Below are 20,258 nucleotides of genomic sequence, written 5' to 3'. Positions count from 1 at the left end.
GCAACGCGCAATAAGAACAGCATGAAAACGATGCCCGGCGGTCGCGCCATTTGCATTTGCGGTAAGATTATTCGCTAGCGCTTCGCTGGCCCGGCCGTTTTCGTCTCCCATCCAGACAGACAAGACGACCCGGCCGGCGGGATCGCCAGCCATGGGAGTTTGAGATGACGGACGCCACCAAGCCGCAACTGCGCTTCTGGAACACGCTGACGCGCGCCAAGCAGGATTTCGTCCCGATCGACCGGGACAATGTGCGGATGTATGTCTGCGGCCCCACCGTCTACGACTTCGCCCATATCGGCAATGCGCGGCCTGCCATCGTCTTCGACGTGCTGTTCCGGCTCTTGCGCCATGTCTACGGCGAGAGCCACGTCACCTATGTGCGCAACATCACCGACGTCGACGACAAGATCAACGCGCGCGCGCTGCGCGACCATCCCGATCTGCCGCTCAACGAGGCGATCGCGCTTGTCACCGAGAAGACCGCCGCGCAATATTTCAAGGATGTGAAGGCGCTCGGCTGCCTCGAGCCCACCGTGCAGCCGCGGGCCACCGAGCACATCGCCGGCATGGTCAAGATGATCCAGACGCTGATCGATCGCGGCAATGCCTATCTCACGGAGGGCCGCGAAGGCCGGGAGGTCCTGTTCGCGGTGGAATCGATGCCGTCCTACGGCGCTCTGTCCAACCGCCGGCTCGAGGACCAGCAGGCCGGCGCCCGCGTCGCCGTCGAGGAGCACAAGCGCAACCCGGGCGATTTCGTGCTGTGGAAGGAATCGGCCGCCGACCAGCCGGGCTGGCTCGGCGAATTCACCGACAATGGCGCTACCGTCTCCGTCCACGGCCGCCCCGGCTGGCACATCGAATGCTCGGTGATGAGCGAGGCGCATCTCGGCGAGACCTTCGACATCCACGGCGGCGGCCTCGACCTCATCTTCCCGCACCACGAAAACGAGATCGCCCAGTCGGTCTGCGCCCATGGCGGGGCGACGATGGCCAATGTCTGGATGCACAACGGCTTCCTGCAGGTCGAGGGTCGCAAGATGTCGAAATCCGACGGCAATTTCGTCACCATCGCCGAACTGCTGGAGACCGACAAATTCGGCGGCCGCAAGTGGCCGGGCGAAGTGCTGCGGCTGGCGATGCTGATGACGCATTACCGCGAGCCGATCGATTTTAGCGTGAAGCGGCTGGAGGAGGCGGAACGACTGGTCGGCAGATGGCCGACCGACACCGCATCCGGCGGTACGGCGGATGCGACGGTCGTCGCGGCGCTTGCCGACGACATGAACACCCCGGCTGCAGTGCAGTCTCTGCACGCGCTGGGGCAGGCGGCAGCAGGCGATCCCGCTTTGCTGGCAGCATTCACGGCCAGCGCCAGTCTGCTCGGCATCACTCCGCAAGCGACCGTGATCGAAGCGGGCTTCGCCGACCGGGTGCAGCAATTGGTCGACGACCGGCTGGCCCTGATCAAGGCCAGGAACTGGGCAGACGCCGACACGCTTCGCGACGAGATCGTCGGCATGGGCATCCAGCTCATGGACGGCAAGGACCCGGTGACGGGCGAGCGGGTAACGACGTGGGAGGTCAAGCGGTGAGGGCGGAAGACAGACCCCTCCCCAACCCCTCCCCACAAGGGGGAGGGGCTATCCGGCCGCGCCATCTCGCGATCCTTCAGCACATCGTGCGGGGTAGCGCGATGCGGTCCGTACCGGCGGGAAGCATGATGTGGCCCGTACCGGTCGGCTGCACGATGGGGCCCCTGCAGAAGGGAAGCCCGGTGGAATCAAGCGGTCTTGCAGTGGGAGTTTCTCAGCGGCAGGCAGTCAATTTCTTGAGAACCCGGTCAGCCGCGAACTGGATGGTGGAGGGGGGCCGGGAGCGGGCCGCGTCGAGCCCCTCCCCCTTGTGGGGAGGGGTTGGGGAGGGGCCTTTCCTTGTTCTCGCGAGACGACGCGAAACGCCGATGGTGGGGGCTTGACCCATGCCGCACTCCAACATCCCGCCACTGACCCGGCAACGCGCCAAAAAGCTCCGCACCGGGCGGACGCGGGCAGAGGCGGCAATGTGGGACATGCTCAGGGATTTCCGGCCGCGCGGCGCCCGGTTCCGGCGCGAGACGCCAATCGGACCCTATATCGCCGATTTCGCCTGGCTGTCGAAGAAGATCGTCATCGAAGTGGATGGAGACAGCCATGAAACCGAGGCCGGGCTGCTGCATGACCGGGCACGCGACCGCTGGATGCAGGCCCAGGGCTACCGCGTGCTGCGCTTCGACAATTCCGATGTGCTCGATGCGCCCGATCATGTCTTTCTCTCCATCGAAGAAGTCATCCGGAGGTATCTGAGCGATGAATGAACAGAGCTACTCCCTCTCCGGCGGCTGCCAGTGCGGTGCCGTTCGGTTCCTTGTGAGCGGCCGGATCGGCGAGGCGTCGATCTGTCATTGCCGCATGTGCCAGAAGGCGTTCGGCGGTCACTATGCGCCGCTGGTTTCGACGCGGGGCGCCGAGCTCGTCTGGACGCGGGGCGAGCCGAAGCGCTTTGCCTCCTCGAATTTCGTGCTCCGCGGCTTCTGCGCCGACTGCGGCACCCCGCTCACCTACGAGGCGCCCGATGGCGTGGCGCTGGCGACCGGCGCCTTCGACGAGCCGGAGCGTCTGCCGCCGGTGATCCAGTTCGGCACCGAGGCGCGGCTTTCCTTTTTCGCCACGCTGCACCTATTGCCCGAGCGCGTCACCATGGACGACATCGAGGAAGCGCCGTTCCTTGACCGCCTCGTGAGTTTCCAGCACCCCGACCACGACACAGAGACCTGGCCACCGGAGGGCCGACCCCATGACTGACCTGCGCCGCCTCTATCCGGAAATCGAAGCCTTCGAATCCGGCCATCTCGATGTCGGCAACGGCCATCTGATCTACTGGGAGCGCGCCGGCACCCGCGGGACCAAGCCTGCCGTCTTCCTGCATGGCGGCCCCGGCGGCGGCTGCGGCCCGGTGCACCGGAGGCTGTTCGACCCGGCGCTCTACGACGTGCTGCTGTTCGACCAGCGCGGCTGCGGCCGCTCGACGCCGCATGCCTCACTCGAGGCCAACACCACCTGGGACCTGGTGGCCGACATCGAACGATTGAGGGAACTCGCCGGCTTCGACGAGTGGCTGGTCTTCGGCGGGTCCTGGGGCTCGACCCTGGCGTTGGCCTATGCCGAAACCCATCCGGAGCGCGTCAGCGAACTGGTGGTGCGCGGCATCTACACGCTCACCCGCGCCGAGCTCGAATGGTACTACCAGTTCGGCGTCTCGCAGATGTTCCCGGACAAGTGGGAGCGTTTCCTGGCGCCGATCCCGGAGGCCGAACGCTCCGACATGATGGCCGCCTACCGCAAGCGGCTCGTCGGCGACGATCGCGAGGCGCAGATGCAGGCGGCCCGCGCCTGGAGCCAGTGGGAGGGCGAGACCATCACGCTCCTGCCGGAGCCCGCCACCAGCGACAAGTTCCACGAGGACGAGTTCGCGCTGGCGTTTGCCCGCATCGAGAACCACTTCTTCGTCCATGCCGGCTGGCTCGAGGAAGGCCAGCTGCTGCGCGACGCGGGACGGCTCGCCGGCATCGACGGCGTCATCCTCCACGGCCGCTACGACATGCCGTGCCCGGCACACTACGCCTGGGCGCTGCACAAGGCCTGGCCGCGCGCCGAATTCCACCTCATCGAAGGCGCGGGGCATGCGTTTTCCGAGCCTGGAATCCTCGACCAGTTGATCCGGGCGACGGACCGGTTTGCGGGGAAGACCGATGCTTGAGCACTGCGGCCATACCCCCCTCTGTCACTTCGTGACATCTCCCCCGCAAGGGGGGAGAAGGGAACCCGTGAACTCCCGGCACCCACTCTCCCCCCTTGCGGGGGAGATGTCGGCGCAGCCGACAGAGGGGGGTAATCCCCGACACAGCTTCCGGACAAGATCATGAAAAAAGACCGCATCCATCTCTTCGACACCACGCTGCGCGACGGCCAGCAGACACCGGGCATCGATTTTTCCGTCGAGGACAAGATCGCCATCGCCACCATGCTCGACCGGTTCGGCATCGACTACATCGAGGGCGGCTATCCGGGCGCCAATCCGACCGACACGGCGTTCTTCGAGAAGAAGCGCACCGAAAAGGCCTGCTTCGTCGCCTTCGGCATGACCAAGCGCGCAGGCATTTCCGCTTCGAATGATCCGGGGCTGGCGGCACTGATCCAGTCGGAGAGCGACGCGGTCTGCCTGGTGGCGAAAAGCTGGGATTATCATGTGAAGGTGGCGCTCGGCTGCAGCAACGAGGAGAACCTCGAGTCGATCACCGGATCGGTCGAGGCGGTGGTCTCCGCCGGCAAGGAGGCGCTGGTCGACTGCGAGCATTTCTTCGACGGCTACAAGGCCAATCCGGACTATGCCATGGCCTGCGCGCTTGCGGCCCACGCGGCCGGCGCGCGCTGGGTGGTGCTGTGCGACACCAATGGCGGCACCCAGCCGGCCGAGATCGCCGCGATCGTCGCCGCGCTGATCGCCTCGGGCATTCCCGGCAACCGGCTCGGCATCCACGCCCACAACGACACCGGCCAGGCGGTGGCCAATTCGCTCGCCGCCGTCGAGGCCGGCGTTCGCCAGATCCAGGGCACGCTCAACGGCATCGGCGAGCGCTGCGGCAACGCCAACCTGGTCACCCTCATCCCCACGCTGATGCTCAAGCCGATCTGGTCGGACCGCTTCGAGACAGGCATCGCGCCCGACGCGCTGCAGGGACTGACCGCGCTCAGCCATTCCTTCGACGAGTTGCTCAACCGCTCGCCGCAGTCGCAGTCGCCCTATGTGGGGGTCTCGGCGTTCGCCACCAAGGCCGGCATCCACGCCTCGGCGCTGATGAAGGACCCGCGCACCTACGAGCACGTGCCGCCGGAGAGCGTCGGCAACTATCGCCGCATGATGGTCTCCGACCAGGGCGGCAAGTCGAACTTTCTCAATGTGCTCAGGCGGCGCGGCATCGAGGTGGGCAAGGACGATCCGCGTCTCGACACGCTGATCGGAATCGTCAAGGAGCGCGAGGCGATGGGCTATGCCTATGAGGGCGCCGACGCCAGCTTCGAGCTGCTCGCCCACCGCACGCTCGGCCGGGTGCCGGAGTTCTTCACCGTCACCAGTTTCCGGGTCATGGTGGAGCGCCGCTTCGACGCCAACGGCCAGCTGCGCACCGTCTCGGAAGCCGTGGTGAAGCTCACGGTCGGTGGCGTCGACATGATGTCGGTGGCCGAGGGCCATGGCCCGGTCAACGCACTCGACATCGCGCTCAGAAAGGATCTCGGCGTCTACCAGTCGGAGATCGGCGACCTGGAACTGGCCGACTACAAGGTGCGCATTCTCAATGGCGGCACCGAGGCGATCACCCGGGTGCTCATCGAATCCACCGACGGCGAGGGCGCCCGCTGGTGGACCGTGGGCGTCTCCGACAACATCATCGACGCCTCCTTCCAGGCGCTGATGGATTCGATCCTCTACAAGCTGATGAAGAACCGCAAGCTGGCGGGCCGGGTGGCGGCGGAATGAGCTGACTGGACGCAATCTAACAGGCGGAAGGTTCCGATGATCGTGCAGGCATGCCTCAACGGCGCTCGGCCAATTGATTTTCATCCGCGGCTGCCGCTGACGCCCGCAGCGATGGCCACGGATGCGGTCGCCTCCGTGGCCGCGGGGGCTGCGGAACTGCACATCCATCCGCGCGACGCGGATCTCCGCGAAAACCTCTCCGCGGTCGATGCCACCATCGCCGCGGTGCGCGCCGCCTGTCCGGGAACGCTTGTCGGCGTGTCGACCGGCGCCTGGATCGAGACCGACATCCTGCGCACCCGCGCGCTGATCTCCGGCTGGTCGGTGCTGCCCGACTACGCCTCGGTCAACCTGTCGGAAGACGACGCACCGGAGGTGATGGGTATCTTGACGTCCATCGGCGTGGGCATCGAGGCGGGGCTCGCCAGCGTCGCCGACGCCGAGCGCTTCGTCGCCTTGCCCGATCATGCAAGGGTGTTGCGCATCCTCATCGAGATCGGCGAGCAGGAGCGCGAGACGGCATTCGGCGTCGCCGAGGGCATCGCCGCGGTGCTGTCGCGCTCCGGCGTGTCGCGGTCGATCCTCGCGCACGGCTTCGACGCCACCGTCTGGGATTTCGTCCGTCTCGCCCGCGAGCGCAACTGGTCGACCCGCGTCGGCCTCGAAGACGGGCGCGTCCTGCCCGACGGCAGCCTCGCCGGGGACAACGCCGCGCTGGTCGCCGCGGCGGTGGCGATCTACCGCCAGGGCTGACCGCTTCAGGCCGGCCTGCGGACCTAGACTCCGCCGCCCGGCGGCTCGGTCGAAAGCCCCCAGTCCTCTTCCGAATACCATTCTCCGGCCACCTGCGGCGTCTTCCAGCGCAGGCTGCGGACGGCTGCGGCGCCGCCGCCGCGCCGGAGTGCCGCGCCGAGACGGGCGTGGCTTTCGTCATCGGCAAGGGGAATGGCCGCGCTCCAGACGAAGGAGACGCCCTGCAGGAAGCGGGCGGCAAGGCCCTGCGGCGTCCGGGTGACCAGCAGGTACCCGGCGCGGGCGGAATAGGTCGGCGCACTGCCCCGCGCCGGACCCGCCGGCACACCAAGCGGAAACAGCAGCCGGCCGCCGGACGCCAGCATGTCCACCCAGCGCTCCGCCGGACGGTCGACGGCGAAATTGACATAGACGATGTCGGCGGGACGCCGTGGCCAGTCGGCGCCGTTGCCCTCGAACAGCTCGACATTCGCCCAGGGGCGCAGGCAGCGGCGGGCGCGGGCGGCCATCACTGCGTCGACCTCCACCGCCACCACGCGTCCCTCCGGCCCGACCAACTCGGCGAGAATGGCGCTGTAGTAGCCGGTGCCGGCACCGATGTGGAGGGCGGTCTCGCCGGTCCGGGGGACGAGCGCGTGCAGGCCCGCGGCGTGCAGCGACGGGCTGCCGTTGTTGAGTCCCTTGTCGGCGTCGAGCGTCACCAGCACGTCGCGGTAAAGGTCAGCGGGATCGCTGCTCAGGGCGGCATGCTCCCGGCCCCCTCCGCGCAACTCCCATGGCGGAGCGCCGGTGAAATGCTCGCGCGGCACACTGGCGAAGGCTGCGAGCAGCGGCGGGTCGGCGGGGATGCCGGCTGCGGCGAGCAATTGCCCGGCGTAGCTGCTGCGGATTTCCTGCATCGATCTGTCAGCCATGCCGACCTCCGTCGATGGTGCGCTGAGACCGGACCTGGCAGCGGGCACGGCCTTCAGGACACCCGATTCTTCACCCAAATGAATTTGCCCATTCGTCGCGCTTGGGCTAGTGCTCCGGCTCAAAAAACAACAAGGCAGCACAACCCTATGGCGCAAGATACCGCCGAACCCGTCATCATCGCACCGGTGAAGCCCGCCGACCAGGACACGCTGCGCGGCTTCGGCTTCGCGCTGACAGCCTATCTGCTGTGGGGGTTCCTGCCCTTCTTCATGAAGGCGGTCGCTCATATCCCGGCCACCGAGGTGGTCGCCCACCGCATCGTCTGGTCTGTGCCGATCGCGGGCGCGGTGCTGCTTTGGCTCGGCCGCACCAACGACATCAAGGTCGCGCTGCGGACACCGCGGACGATGCTGATGGCGGTGCTGACGGCGGCACTGATCACGCTCAACTGGGGCATCTACGTCTGGGCCATCGGCGCCGACCGGACGGTGGAAACCGCGCTCGGCTACTACATCAATCCGCTGTTCTCGGTGTTTCTCGGTGCCGTGCTGCTCAAGGAGAAGCTCGATCTGGCGCAGAAGGCGGCCATCGCGCTGGCCGTGGTCGCCGTCGCCGTTCTGGCCAGCGAGGCCGGCGGCCTGCCATGGGTCTCGATCGGCCTGGCGCTGAGCTGGGGTTTCTACGCCTTCTTCCGCAAGACGCTGCCGGTGGGACCGAATCAGGGCTTCTTCCTGGAGATCCTGGTGCTGTTCGTGCCGTCGCTGGGCTACATCATCTACCTGCAGTCGACCGGCCAGGGCCATTTCGGCTCCACCGGCGCCACCGATCTGGTGTTGCTGATGGGTTGCGGCCTGGTGACGGCGGTGCCGCTCCTCATCTATGCCAATGGCGCCAAGCTGCTCCGGCTCTCGACGATCGGCATCATGCAGTACATCGCCCCCACAATCATCTTCGTCATCGCCGTCTTCGTGTTCCGCGAACCCTTCGGCCCGGCCAAGATGGTGGCCTTCGCGCTGATCTGGATTTCGCTCGCGATCTACAGCTCGTCGCTGCTGCGCCAGCACCGGGGCAGGCAGCGGCTTGCCGCCAGCGAGCGCGACGAGGCCCGGCGCGAAGAGGCGCGGAGCCGGGGCTGACGCGCGGCTTGCCGCCAGAGGCGGTTCACAGGCGGCTGATGACTTCCTTGTCGCCGTTGGCCACGGTATTGCCCGCCGCCTCGATGATGGCGGGCAGGATGGCCGAGGCCGTGTCGATGACCAGCGGCTGCACCAGATGCGCCGTGTGCACGAAGCCCTCGTCGGACATGTGACTGATGAGCGTGTTGAGCGGATTCCAGAAGCCGTCGACATTGCCGAAGACCATCGGCTTGGCGTGGCGGCCGAGCTGAGCCCATGTCATGATCTCGACGATCTCCTCCAGCGTGCCGATGCCGCCGGGCAGCGCCACGAAGGCGTCGGCGCGCTCGAACATCATGTGCTTGCGCTCGTGCATGTCCCGGGTGACGACCAGTTCGGTCAACTGCCCGAGTTCCTGGCGCGTGGCTTCCTTGTCCATCAGGAATTCGGGAATGATGCCGATGACCTTGCCGCCGTGCGCCAGCACCGCGTCGGCGACAGCGCCCATGATGCCGCGCGTGCCGCCGCCATAGACGAGGGCGATGTCGTGTTCCGCCATTGCCTTGCCGAGCACGCGCGCCGCCTCCCGATAGGCAGGGTTGCTGCCCATTCTCGAGCCGCAATAGACGCAGATGGTGCGTATTCCGTTTGTGTTCTTGACCATGGCGTGAAGAAGCATAAGCGCGACGGCGCCGTCAAGCCTGCGATTGCTGCATTGCGGTGTTCGCCGGAGCCGGCGCGGTCGAGCGGACGCCATGGCGTTCAGGAATGGCCAGGACTTTATGCGGTTCCGCGGCCTCGCCCGCCGGAAAGGCGGTCCCGGATCTCCGCATCGATAGCGGCATCCAGCGGCAGCGGCGGCTCGCACGGCAAGGCGGCGGGGAAACAGCTGCGGGAAATCATCGCGGCATCTCGACGAAGCTTGTCGATCGAGATGCAGCGGCCCTGTTCCAGCCAGCCTGCAGCATGCAGCACAAAGCCCGCCCGCGAGGAGACCGCAGCCGACAGCACCCGGCCCCCATCGGCACCGGCCTGGGCATCGTCGACCTTGGCCGAGGTGACCGCGCCGTCGGCGCGCACCGGTACGCCCAGCCGGCGGCCGAGGGCGCCGGCATGCAACTGGATCGACTGCGAGACGGGGTCGCCGAAATTCGGCAGCATGCTGCGCATGTCGAAGGGCCATGCGAGAATCCCCATGACGACGGGCGCGCCGGGCCGCCACAGCTGCGCCAGGGCCATGCCGGCCAGAACCTCGGCGTAGCCCTGGATCAGCGCGCCGGCCGCCGTGGCCGGGCCCGTCGCCCCCATCATCATGTAGGACGACACCATGCTGGCTTCGCCAGCCTCGGCGACCACGCGCAGACACTGCAGCGGGCTTTCCCAGTAGGTCAGCGGCGGCGTGCAGTTGATGAGGTGCAGGAGGTTGCATTCACGCTCGGCCGCGGGCCGGTTGACCGCCTGGGCGGTCAGGTCAATGATGTCGCGGGTGGCCGCCGCGCTGGCCACTGTTCCCATGAAGGGCTTGTCGGAAAAGCTGAGATGCGCCCGCAGCATCTGCAGCGGCCGATCGGCCTCCGCGATGTCATTGATGACGCAGATCATCTGCCCGGTGTTGCCGAGGGCCGGCGACAGATGGCACTCTGCCACCAGGCGCTCGTACAGGCCCAGCGTGCCGCGTTGCCGGACTGAGTCGTCGGCCAGCACGTCGGGCGCGCCGTACACCGGCGCGAAGACGGGGGCGCCGGCCCCGCCGACCGGGGTGTCGCGGGCGGGGTTCCTGGCGCGAAGCAGAAACCGCTCCGGGGCGCTCGCGCGGATGATGCGACGCAGTCCCGGCCCGTCCAGCCGAACGACATCCCCCTCCACCGCGCCGCCTGCCGCCTTCAGCCGCTCGATGGAGTCCGGGTCCTGAAAGCGGATGCCGATCTCGCCGAGCACACGGTCGGCCGCCTGCTCGATGGCATCGAGTGCGGAGGACTCCACCGCTGCAGGCGGCGTGAGGAACAGGTCCGCCAGCGTGGGATGGCCGGTCTCGGTGGAGAAATGCATGCGGCGCCCCCGGTTTTGCCGAAAGCCGGCCGTTTGCACAATTCCACCGGGAAGGAGGCGGCGCTGGCGCATTGTCGCCATCGGCTGCGGCATGGGCGACACGGCAGCTGGCGCCCGTCTTCCGTCGTCGCGCCGGCTGCGCATCGGGCTCTGGTTGCGCTGGCCCGCGGCGGTTTCACCGTGCTTGTGCAGCACAGCCAAAACAGCTAGTTTTCAGCGATAAATCGCAATTTGCGGGTCAGGCCCGCCGGAGAATTTTATGTCCAAAGGCACTGCTGGGTTCTTGTCGTTTCTGGCCGGTCTCGTCGCGATCGCCGCCGTCGCCTGGCTGGCGGCGCCGCATTGGTTCGGCGGAGCGGTGCAGCCGCCCGAGACGACGGCCGTGAGCACCTCCTCGGAAACCGCATCCGAAAAGCCGGCCGATGCGGCGCCGGCAGCCACGGAGATGGCCAAGGCGGACACCAAGTCCGATCGGATACAGCCGGGCCCGGTGCCGACTTTCGACGTGCTCAGGGTCGAACCCGACGGCTCGATGGTTCTCGCCGGCAAGGCCGCCGCGGGCAGCCGGATCGAGCTGATGAACGGCGATGCCGTCATCGCGTCGGAGACTGTAGGCGCGATGGGTGATTTCGCCATCATTCTCGACGAGCCGCTGCCTGCAGGCGACTATCAACTGACGCTGAGAAGCACGGCGGGCGACGGCACGACGCAGTTGTCCGAGGAAGTCGCCACCGTGGCGATTCCCGAGGGCGGGCAGGGCGAACTGCTGGCGATGGTGACCCGGCCGGGTGAGCCGAGCCGCATTCTTGCCCAGCCCACCGCGCCCGTCGAGGCTGCGACCGCGACCGAAACGGCATCCGCCGACCCCTCTGCGTCGTCCGGCGCTGCCGGGTCCGCGACTCCGGCGGCCGATGCCGCCACGGCGGCGCCCGCTGCCGGCGGGTCCGAGCCGGCGACCCAGAGCCCGGCAACGGACGCTCCCGCGGACACCGCCGCCAATCCTGCAGCGACAACCGGGGGCGACAGTGCCGCCGTCGTACTCCCCGAACTGCCGGAGACCTCGACGACGCTCGTCGGCACCGCGCCCGAAATGCCCGCGCAGACGACGGAAACTGCGTCGGCGACCACCGCTCCCGAGACGGAGTCCGACGCGCAAGCCTCCGGCACCGGAATGGCAGCGCCCGCCGCCGAGGCCGCTGCGACGGCTCCATCCGCAGCAGAGGCTGCGGCAGCGGCTCCATCCGCCGAAACGGCTTCCGCTGCCGTCACCGCCGCACCGGCCGCTGATGCGACCGTGCGTGTCGATGCGGTTGAAATCGAAGGCGACATGATCTTCATCGCCGGCTCGGCCACCGCCGGCTACACGGTGCAGGTTTCCGCCGACGGCGTGGCGATCGGCAGCTCCGTGGCGGACGCCAATGGCCGCTTCATCGTCGAGGCGAAATCGGCGCTCAGCGTCGGTGACCACACCATCAGCGCCGATTTGATCGCGCCCGATTCGACCGCCGTGGTGCTGCGCGCTTCCGTGCCGTTCACCCGGCCCGAGGGCAATGCCGTCGCCGCCGTGGCGGGCTCGGCGCAGCAGGATGCGGCCGCGGCGTCGGCCGGGTCGTTGCGGCTGCCCGAACTGGCCTCGCTCGACGGTCTGCGCAGCAACGCCTTCGGGGCGCTCACCAATTTGAGCGCCAAGCTGGCCGCGGACGCCCCCAACACGGCCGATCTGGCCGAAGCGAAGGCGGATCTGGTCAGGAAGCTCGAAACGGTCATCAGTGCACCGGTTCCCGACACCGCGTCGGCGGAAGCCCGGGCCGGGGCCGAGGCGGTTCGCGATCAGGCGAGGGTCGCGCTCGCCGCCATCGAGCCGATGGAACTCGGGGCGGACAATCTGCCGGACATGTCCGAGATGCAGGCCATGCGCGACAGCGTCGGCGATGCGATGGCCGGCCTGTCCAGGCCGGTGATGCCCTCAGCACAGGGCACGGAGACGACAGCCGCCTCCACGACCGGTCCGGCGGCGATGCCATCGCCCGATTTGCGCGATCTCGGCGGCATGCGCGAGCAGGCCTACCGGGCGCTGTCGGCCTATGGGGAGCTGCTCGAGGGCGGATCTGCCTCGGACGAGGATCTGGCCCGCGCGCGCGCCGAGGCGGTGGCGAAGCTGCAGGCGGTCATCGATGCAAACGACGCCGCCTCGCAGTCCGCCGAAACGACGATGGCAGCCGACGGCATCCAGGGGCAGGCCGCCGCCGCGCTGGCCGCGCTGCAGTCGGCAGGCGCAACCCCTGACGCGGCATCGACGCGCCAGAGCGTTGCCGCTGCGCTCGGGGCGCTCGCCACACCCTCGGACGCCATGGTCGCCGCCGTGGCCGGCCAGCCTGCCGCGAAGGCCACTGCCGCAGCATCCACGGACGGACCCGCGACGATCAATCAGGCGCCGCTGACGCAGAGCCCGCATGCGGTGATCATCCGCCGCGGCGACACGCTATGGCAGATCTCGCGCCGCACCTATGGGGAAGGCGTGCGCTACACCACGATCTATCTGGCCAACCTGTCGCAGATCCAGAATCCCGACAGGATCAAGCCTGGCCAGGTGTTCAGCGTGCCCGACAAGCCGCTTTCCAACGCCGCCGAGCTGCATCGCAAGCGGCTGGAGGAGATGAAAAAGCAGTAGGCGGACGGGAATTCAGCGCGAGGGCCGGTTGACCGGGGCTTTCCCATCGTATATCGCCGATAAACGATGAAGGCTTTTCCAACTCCCGTTCTGCAGCACGATGCCGACCTTGCCGGCAGGCTTGGCGCGCTGGCTCACCCGGTGCGGCTGACGCTGCTCAGGCATCTGGGCGAGCGCGATGCCTGCTGCGTCAAGGAACTGGTCGGCCGGGTGGGTCTGGCTCAGTCCACCGTATCGCAGCATCTCAAGGTGCTGGTGGATGCGGGGCTGGTGAGCTATCGCGCAGACAGGCAGTCCTCGCGCTACAGCCTTGAGACCGCTGCGCTCGGCGCGCTGTCCTGCGGTCTGGGCGACATCGTTCAGCATTGCTGCGGCGGGTCGTGCCCGCCGCCGGCACAGGCCTTGACATCAACGGATCTGGAATCATCGACGGCGCAGCCATTCTGCGGCCGGACAAAGGACATCTGACTTGGCTTCGAACAAGACCGTGAACTCGGACAGCGGCAATCCGCTGTCCACGTTGAAGAATCTTTGGCCCTATATGTGGCCGGCCGACCGCCCGGACCTGAAGATCCGGGTGTTGTGGGCCTTCCTGTTCCTGATTCTCGCCAAGCTGATCCTGATGCTGGTGCCCTATTTCTTCAAATGGGCCACCGATGCGCTCGATGGCGATGTCTCGGCATTGACATGGATGCCGGCAGCGCTGGCGACGCCGGTGATGCTGGTGGCCGGCTACAACATCATGCGCATCGCCCAGGGCGGGCTCAACCAGCTGCGCGACGCGCTGTTTGCCCGCGTCGGCCAGCATGCCGTCCGCCAGCTCGCGCACCGCACCTTCGTGCACATGCACCAGCTCTCGCTGCGCTTCCATCTCGAGCGGCGCACTGGCGGGCTGTCGCGGGTCATCGAGCGCGGCACCAAGGGCATCGAGGCGATTGTCCGCTTCACCATCCTCAATTCCGCGCCGACGCTGATCGAGTTTGCGCTGACGGCCGCAATCTTCGCCGTCGCCTATGGCTGGTCCTATGTCGCGGTCACCGCGATCACGCTTTGGCTCTACATCTGGTTCACGGTCAAGGCCAGCGACTGGCGCATCAACATCCGCCGCGACATGAACAACTCCGACACCGACGCCAACACCAAGGCGATCGATTCGCTGCTCAACTACGAGACGGTGAAGTATTTCGGCAACGAGGACATGGAGGCGCGCCGCTTCGATTCCTCCATGGCCACCTACGAGAAGGCCGCCACCCAGGTCTGGACCTCGCTTGGCTGGCTCAACACCGGCCAGGGCGTGATCTTCGGCCTCGGCATGATGGCGATGATGATCATGTCGGCGCTGGCCGTGCAGCGCGGCGAGCAGACGCTGGGCGATTTCGTCTTCATCAACACCATGCTGATGCAGCTCGCCGTGCCGCTCAACTTCATCGGCTTCGTCTACCGCGAGATCCGCCAGGGCCTGACCGACATCGAGCAGATGTTCGACCTGCTCGACGTCAATGCCGAGGTGGTCGACAAGCCCGAGGCGAAGCCGCTCAGGGTCAGCGACGGCGCGATCCGCTTCGAGGATGTCCGCTTCAGCTATGACGAGGCGCGACCCATCCTCAAGGGCATCTCCTTCGAGGTGCCGGCCGGCAAGACGGTGGCCATCGTCGGCCCGTCGGGCGCCGGCAAGTCGACCCTGTCGCGGCTTCTCTACCGCTTCTACGACATCCAGGAGGGCCGCATCAGCATCGACGGCCAGGACGTGCGCGATGTCACCCAGAAGAGCCTGCGCGCGGCCATCGGCATGGTGCCGCAGGACACGGTGCTGTTCAACGACACCATCGCCTACAATGTCCGCTACGGCCGCGTCGAGGCCAGCGAGGCGGAAATCCAGCAGGCCGCGGACCTGGCGCAGATCGGCCCGTTCATCCGCGAACTGCCCGACGGGTTCAAGTCGATGGTCGGCGAGCGCGGGCTGAAGCTCTCGGGCGGCGAAAAGCAGCGCGTGGCCATTGCGCGCACCATCCTCAAGGCGCCGCCGATCCTGATCCTCGACGAGGCCACCTCGGCGCTGGACACCGCGACCGAGCAGGAGATCCAGGCATCGCTCGATTTCGTGTCCAAGGGCCGCACCACGCTCGTCATCGCCCACCGGCTGTCGACCGTGGTCAGCGCCGACGAGATCATCGTGCTGAAGGACGGCGTCATCGCCGAGCGCGGCCGCCACGCCGACCTGCTGGAGCAGAAGGGCCTCTATGCCTCGATGTGGGATCGCCAGCGCGAGGCCACCCAGGCCGAGGAGCAGCTCAAGCGGATGCGCGAGGACGACAGCCTGGGCATCGTCACCCGCCGCCGCACGCCGGAAGTGCTCTGAAGCGCCGTCATCGGCGACTTCCGGCCGGATCGGCGACTGCCTGGCGCCTGGCCGGGGCAGGGGCCGGCCGGCGTTGCCTGCCGGGACGTTTCGCGCTACAGCAGCGGCCAACCGAATTGAGATCCGCGACGCGGGACCCGACGGTCCCAAGGCCGGTTCCGACTGGAGCGGCGCGTGGGCGGCCGGACCTCCGGCCATGGCGCGCGGCAGCAAAGGATTGATCAGCATGAGCATACTCCACAGCGTCCGCAATTCGCTGGTTCCCATCCACCGCGAGGGCTACAAGTTCATCGCCATCTTCGCGGCTGTCTCCGTGCTGCTCGGCTTTCTCGCCGAACCGCTGTTCTGGATCGGCATGGTGCTCACGGCCTGGTGCGCCTATTTCTTCCGCGATCCCGAACGCATGACCCCGCTCGACGAGGATCTGGTGATCTCGCCCGCCGATGGCCGCGTCTCCTCGATCGTGCGCATGATGCCGCCGGCCGATCTCGGTCTCGGCAACGAGGAGATGCTGCGTATCTCCGTGTTCATGAATGTCTTCAACTGCCATGTGAACCGGGCGCCGATGGCGGGGTCGATCAGCTCGATCGTCTATGCCAAGGGCGCCTTCCTCAATGCGGAGCTCGACAAGGCCTCGACCGACAACGAACGCAACGGGCTGGTGATTTCCACCAGCCACGGCGACATCGGCGTGGTGCAGATCGCCGGCCTGGTGGCCCGACGGATTCTGTGCTGGGCCCGGCCCGGCGAGCATCTCGCCGCCGGCGAGCGCTTCGGCCTGATCCGCTTCGGCTCGCGGCTCGACGTGTTCCTGCCCGCGGCCGCGCGGCCGATGGTCAGTGTCGGCCAGACCGCGATCGCCGGCGAGACAACGCTGGCCGAATTCGGCTCCGCCAAGGGCGCCGTGGTCAGCCGCCGCGACTGAGCGGTCAATTCAACCTCGCTTTTTGCCGGGCCGCCACTATCATCGCGGTTCGCTCACCGTGTCGCCGTCCGGCAATGGGCCGGACAGCCCCGATCCAGTGCTCCCAGGGAGATCGCCCATGGAAACCCCGTTTCCGCCCTACGAACCCAACGGCCCGAACGACGAGGGCAGGGGGCCGCGGCTGCGCGAGATCCCGATCCGGATGCTCATCCCCAACCTGATCACGGTGCTGGCGATCTGCGCCGGTCTCACCGGCATCAGGCTCGCCTTCGAGAACCGGTTCGAACTGGCCGTCGCCATGGTGCTGATCGCGGCCTTCCTCGACGGCATAGACGGTCGTGTGGCGCGTTTGCTCAAGGCTTCGTCGAAATTCGGCGCGCAGATGGATTCGCTGGCCGACATCGTCAATTTCGGCGTCGCGCCGGCGCTGGTGCTCTATGTCTTCGTCCTCGACCAGGCCCGCTCCTTCGGCTGGATCGCCGCCATCGTCTTCGTCGTGGCGGCGGGGCTGCGGCTCGCGCGCTTCAACGTGATTTCCGAATCCTCCTCCAAGGCCGCCTGGGAGGGCAGCTATTTCGTCGGCGTTCCCGCACCCGCCGGCGCGCTGCTGGTGCTGCTGCCGGTCTATCTCGGCTTTCTCGGCGTCCCGATCGACAAGCTGACCGCGTTTCTTTCGGCCGGCTACACCATGGCCATCGGTTTCCTGCTGGTGAGCCGCCTGCCGGTCTATTCCGGCAAGGGCATCGGCGTGCGGGTGCGCCGCGACCTGGTGATGCCGGTGATCCTGATTGCCGTGGTCTATGTCTCTCTGCTGATGAGCTTCACCTGGGAAACGCTGACGCTGACGGCGCTCGGCTATCTGGCCACACTGCCCTTCGGGGCGATGGCGTGGTCGAAGCAGTACGGACCCAATGCCAAGGGGGGGGCGAAACCGGATCCGGTCGACGAGCAGGACCCGTTTCACTGAGCGTGGGTGGTTCGGACTTTCCGAGGAGCGCTGCCGGAATGAGTGGAGCGGCGCGTGCTCCCCTCATGCCTGCCGTCACTCCGGGCTGCGGTAATCCAGAAAGCGGTTTTCGCGCACCTTGAACAGCTTGCCGCTGACGGTCATGTCCGGGTGGCAGAGCGGCACCAGCCTGGCCGCCACGTCGGCGGGCTTGGGCAGCGTGGCCGGATCCTCGCCGGGCACCGCCTGGGCGCGCATGGCGGTGCGGGTGGCGCCAGGATCGATCGAATTGACGCAGAGCGGCGTCTGGCTCATCTCGTCGGCCCAGACGCGGACCAACGCCTCGACGGCGGCCTTGGAGGCAGCGTAGGGGCCCCAGAAGGCGCGCGCCGAGTGAGCCGCACCCGAGGACAGCACCAGCGCGCGACCGGCGTCGGACTTTGTCAGCAGCGGCTCGAGCGAGCGTATCAGCCGCCAGGTCGAGGTCACGTTGACAGTCATCACCTTCTCGAAGGTCTTGGCCTCGACATGGCCAAGCGGCGAAATCGTGCCGAGCACGCCGGCATTGGCCACCAGAATGTCGAGCCTGCCCCAGCGCTCGTTGATCGCCGCGCCGAGCCGGTCGATGGCCGGCATGTCGGTCAGATCCATCGGCACCAGCGTGGCGGGCAGCCCGCCGGCCGCCTTGATGGCGTCGTCGAGTTCCTCGAGGCCGCCCACGGTACGGGCCACGGCAACGACCTGCGCGCCTTCGGCGGCGAGCGCCAGCGCCGTGGCATAGCCGATGCCGCGGGAGGCGCCGGTGATGAGCGCGATGCGTCCTTCAAGCGATGCCATGCGGATTATCCGTTGTTGGCCAGCAGCGACAGGCTGCGGACATTGCCCATGTCGCCCTGGTCGGTGAGCGTCGTCGGATACTCGCCGGTGAAGCAGGCATCGCAGAACTGCGGGCATTCATTGTTGCGCGCGGGTTCGCGCACGGCGCGGTAGAGCCCGTCGATGGGCAGAAACCCGAGGCTGTCGACGCGGATGAAATCGGCCATCTGCTCCACCGACATGCGCGAGGCGAGCAGCTTGGATTTCTCCGGCGTGTCGACGCCGTAGAAGCAGGACGACATGGTCGGCGGCGAGGCGATGCGCATGTGCACCTCGCGGGCGCCGGCTTCGCGGACCATCTGCACGATCTTCTGGCTTGTGGTGCCCCGCACGATGGAATCATCGACGAGAACCACGCGCTTGCCCTCGATCATCGCCCGGTTGGCGTTGTGCTTGAGCTTGACGCCCATGTGCCGGATCGAGGCAGACGGCGCGATGAAGGTGCGGCCGACATAATGGTTGCGGATGATGCCGAGCTCGAAGGGCAGATTGGAGACCTGGGCAAAGCCGATGGCCGCCGGCGTGCCGGAATCGGGCACCGGGATCACCAGGTCTGCGTCGCAGGGGCTTTCCCGCGCCAGTTCCTCGCCGATGCGCTTGCGCACCTCGTAGACATTGCGGCCCTCGATGATCGAATCGGGACGGGCGAAATAGACATATTCGAAGATGCAGAGCTTCGGCGGCTGCTTCTCGAAGGGGAAATGACTCTCGATGCCCTGTTCGGTGATGACCACCACCTCGCCCGGCGCCACGTCGCGCACGAAGCGGGCGCCGATGATGTCGAGCGCGCAGGTTTCCGAGGCCAGGATATAGGCGCCGTCGAGATCGCCGATGCACAGCGGCCTGATGCCCAGCGGATCGCGGGCGCCGATCATCTTCTTCTCCGACAGGCCGACAAAGGAATAGGCGCCCTCGATGCGGGAGAGCGCATCGATGAATTTCGGCACGATGCGCGTCTTCTCGCTGGTGGCGATCAGGTGCAGGATGGTCTCGGTGTCGGATGTCGAGGAGAAGATCGAGCCGCGCTTCTGCAGTTCGCGCTGCACGGTGAGCGCGTTGGTGATGTTGCCGTTGTGGGCGATGGCGAAGCCGCCGCCGGCAAACTCGGCGAAGAAGGGCTGCACGTTGCGCAGGCCTTCGCCGCCGGTGGTGGAATAGCGGGTGTGGCCGATGGCGCGGTTGCCGGGAATGCGGTCCATCACCGAGCGCTTGGTGAAGGTGTCGCCGATCAGCCCGATGTGGCGCTCGACCGAGAACTGCTTGCCGTCGAAGGCGACGATGCCGGCGGCCTCCTGGCCGCGGTGCTGGAGGGCGTGCAGGCCCAGCGTGACCACGGCGGCGGCTTCCTCCTTGCCGAATATGCCGAACACACCGCATTCGTCATGGAAACAATCAGCCTCATTGTCGACCGGCGGCATGCCATCTTCGATCATCGGATTCAGACCTTTTTTGCTTCAGGTTCTGTCCGGACACGGTCCGGGCAGTCAGTACATCAGCCGTTCGTCGCCGGCACTTCCTCGGCCGGGGTCGGGGCCTCGTCGGAGTTGCCCAGACCCTTGAGCCGGTCGAGGATGGTCGCATCGGCATCGTCGGGCAGCATGTTGACCAGCTTGGCGCCGAGCGAATCGAGCAGCGGCTTGGACTTCGCATTCGAAACCCATTCGGGCTGCTTGGGTGCGGCGACCAGCCAGTTGAAGAACAGCATGGCCACCACGACCAGAAGCACGCCGCGTGCCGCGCCGAAGACGAAGCCCAGCGTCCGGTCCAGCGCGCCGATGCGGCTGTCGATGATGAAATCGGCAATCCTCATGGTGATATAGGACACGATGATCAGGGCGACAAGGAAGATGACGGCGGCCGAGCCGATCAGGGCGATCTTTTCCGAGCTGGTGTATTTCAGCGCGAAGGGCAGCAGATAGGGATAGAGGAAATAGGCTGCCGCGGCGGCTGCAGCCCAGGAGGCAACCGCCAGCACTTCGCGCGAGAAGCCGCGCACCATGGCGAGCACCGCTGAGAAGAGGGTGACGCCAAGGACGATACCGTCAAGAATGGTAATGGGCATGAATTCG

18 protein-coding genes are annotated in these 20,258 nt (G+C 67.1%); 12 read left to right on the top strand and 6 right to left on the bottom strand.

Features of this window, described 5'->3' with window-relative positions; genetic code table 11:
- Positions 1–164: 164 nt before the first annotated feature.
- The 6 genes from cysS (at position 165) to DFR52_RS15540 (ending at position 6,333) form a co-directional block, all read left to right on the top strand.
- Complete coding sequence (gene cysS / locus DFR52_RS15565) at positions 165–1,598, top strand: cysteine--tRNA ligase (protein WP_110032933.1); 1,434 nt, start codon at positions 165–167, stop codon at positions 1,596–1,598.
- A 386-nt stretch (positions 1,599–1,984) separates the two neighbouring features.
- Complete coding sequence (locus tag DFR52_RS15560; RefSeq protein ID WP_110032932.1) at positions 1,985–2,359, top strand: endonuclease domain-containing protein; 375 nt, start codon at positions 1,985–1,987, stop codon at positions 2,357–2,359.
- Positions 2,352–2,846, top strand: a complete 495-nt coding sequence (locus DFR52_RS15555; RefSeq protein WP_110032931.1) for a GFA family protein — start codon at positions 2,352–2,354, stop codon at positions 2,844–2,846. Before DFR52_RS15560 ends, DFR52_RS15555 begins: the two co-directional genes overlap by 8 nt.
- Positions 2,839–3,801: a prolyl aminopeptidase gene (gene pip / locus DFR52_RS15550; protein WP_110032930.1), complete on the top strand. Its 963-nt coding sequence runs from the start codon at positions 2,839–2,841 to the stop codon at positions 3,799–3,801. The genes DFR52_RS15555 and pip overlap by 8 nt, the downstream gene beginning before the upstream one ends.
- Positions 3,802–3,963: 162 nt before the next feature.
- Entirely contained in the window at positions 3,964–5,580 is a 1,617-nt protein-coding gene (gene cimA / locus DFR52_RS15545; RefSeq protein WP_110032929.1) for a citramalate synthase, read from the top strand.
- 36 nt (positions 5,581–5,616) lie between these two features.
- Positions 5,617–6,333 carry a 3-keto-5-aminohexanoate cleavage protein gene (locus DFR52_RS15540; RefSeq protein ID WP_110032928.1) on the top strand — a complete coding sequence of 239 codons (717 nt, stop codon included), beginning with the start codon at positions 5,617–5,619 and terminating at the stop codon, positions 6,331–6,333.
- Positions 6,334–6,356: 23 nt separating this feature from the next.
- Here the strand turns inward: DFR52_RS15540 and DFR52_RS15535 are convergent, their stop codons facing one another.
- Complete coding sequence (locus DFR52_RS15535) at positions 6,357–7,247, bottom strand: protein-L-isoaspartate O-methyltransferase family protein (RefSeq protein WP_110032927.1); 891 nt, start codon at positions 7,245–7,247, stop codon at positions 6,357–6,359.
- 147 nt (positions 7,248–7,394) lie between these two features.
- On the opposite strand from DFR52_RS15535, the gene rarD reads away from it, so the two are divergent.
- On the top strand, positions 7,395–8,384 hold the full coding sequence (gene rarD / locus DFR52_RS15530) for an EamA family transporter RarD (protein ID WP_110032926.1): 990 nt from the start codon (positions 7,395–7,397) through the stop codon (positions 8,382–8,384).
- Positions 8,385–8,409: 25 nt separating this feature from the next.
- Here the strand turns inward: rarD and DFR52_RS15525 are convergent, their stop codons facing one another.
- Complete coding sequence (locus tag DFR52_RS15525; RefSeq protein WP_110033407.1) at positions 8,410–9,027, bottom strand: LOG family protein; 618 nt, start codon at positions 9,025–9,027, stop codon at positions 8,410–8,412.
- 116 nt (positions 9,028–9,143) lie between these two features.
- Positions 9,144–10,412 carry a trimethylamine methyltransferase family protein gene (locus DFR52_RS15520; RefSeq protein ID WP_158284976.1) on the bottom strand — a complete coding sequence of 423 codons (1,269 nt, stop codon included), beginning with the start codon at positions 10,410–10,412 and terminating at the stop codon, positions 9,144–9,146.
- A 259-nt stretch (positions 10,413–10,671) separates the two neighbouring features.
- Here DFR52_RS15520 and DFR52_RS15515 point away from each other — a divergent pair, with 259 nt between their 5' ends.
- The 5 genes from DFR52_RS15515 (at position 10,672) to pssA (ending at position 17,334) form a co-directional block, all read left to right on the top strand.
- Positions 10,672–13,083, top strand: coding sequence for a LysM peptidoglycan-binding domain-containing protein (locus tag DFR52_RS15515; protein WP_110032924.1), 2,412 nt, complete (start codon positions 10,672–10,674; stop codon positions 13,081–13,083).
- A gap of 66 nt (positions 13,084–13,149) precedes the next feature.
- Entirely contained in the window at positions 13,150–13,551 is a 402-nt protein-coding gene (locus DFR52_RS24910; RefSeq protein ID WP_110032923.1) for an ArsR/SmtB family transcription factor, read from the top strand.
- Position 13,552: 1 nt separating this feature from the next.
- Complete coding sequence (locus tag DFR52_RS15505; protein ID WP_110032922.1) at positions 13,553–15,442, top strand: ABCB family ABC transporter ATP-binding protein/permease; 1,890 nt, start codon at positions 13,553–13,555, stop codon at positions 15,440–15,442.
- A 226-nt stretch (positions 15,443–15,668) separates the two neighbouring features.
- The gene (locus tag DFR52_RS15500) at positions 15,669–16,367 is read left to right on the top strand and encodes a phosphatidylserine decarboxylase (RefSeq protein ID WP_110033406.1); all 699 of its coding nucleotides are present in this window, start codon (positions 15,669–15,671) and stop codon (positions 16,365–16,367) included.
- A gap of 118 nt (positions 16,368–16,485) precedes the next feature.
- Positions 16,486–17,334, top strand: coding sequence for a CDP-diacylglycerol--serine O-phosphatidyltransferase (pssA, locus tag DFR52_RS15495; protein WP_110032921.1), 849 nt, complete (start codon positions 16,486–16,488; stop codon positions 17,332–17,334).
- Between the two features lie 75 nt (positions 17,335–17,409).
- Here pssA and DFR52_RS15490 read toward each other — a convergent pair whose 3' ends face one another.
- Genes DFR52_RS15490 through DFR52_RS15480 form a run of 3 tightly spaced genes read right to left on the bottom strand, consistent with a single transcriptional unit; the run spans position 17,410 to position 20,251 of the window.
- Entirely contained in the window at positions 17,410–18,150 is a 741-nt protein-coding gene (locus tag DFR52_RS15490) for an SDR family NAD(P)-dependent oxidoreductase (protein ID WP_110032920.1), read from the bottom strand.
- A gap of 5 nt (positions 18,151–18,155) precedes the next feature.
- Entirely contained in the window at positions 18,156–19,622 is a 1,467-nt protein-coding gene (gene purF / locus DFR52_RS15485) for an amidophosphoribosyltransferase (protein WP_170132293.1), read from the bottom strand.
- A 59-nt stretch (positions 19,623–19,681) separates the two neighbouring features.
- Positions 19,682–20,251 (bottom strand): CvpA family protein, encoded by a 570-nt coding sequence (locus tag DFR52_RS15480; protein ID WP_110032919.1) that lies wholly within the window; start codon positions 20,249–20,251, stop codon positions 19,682–19,684.
- Between the last annotated feature and the right edge of the window lie 7 nt (positions 20,252–20,258).

This window comes from Hoeflea marina, from assembly GCF_003182275.1.
Lineage (GTDB): Bacteria > Pseudomonadota > Alphaproteobacteria > Rhizobiales > Rhizobiaceae > Hoeflea > Hoeflea marina.
The sequence above is the reverse complement of the archived record's forward strand: the minus strand, read 5'-3'. Positions and strand labels throughout refer to the sequence as shown.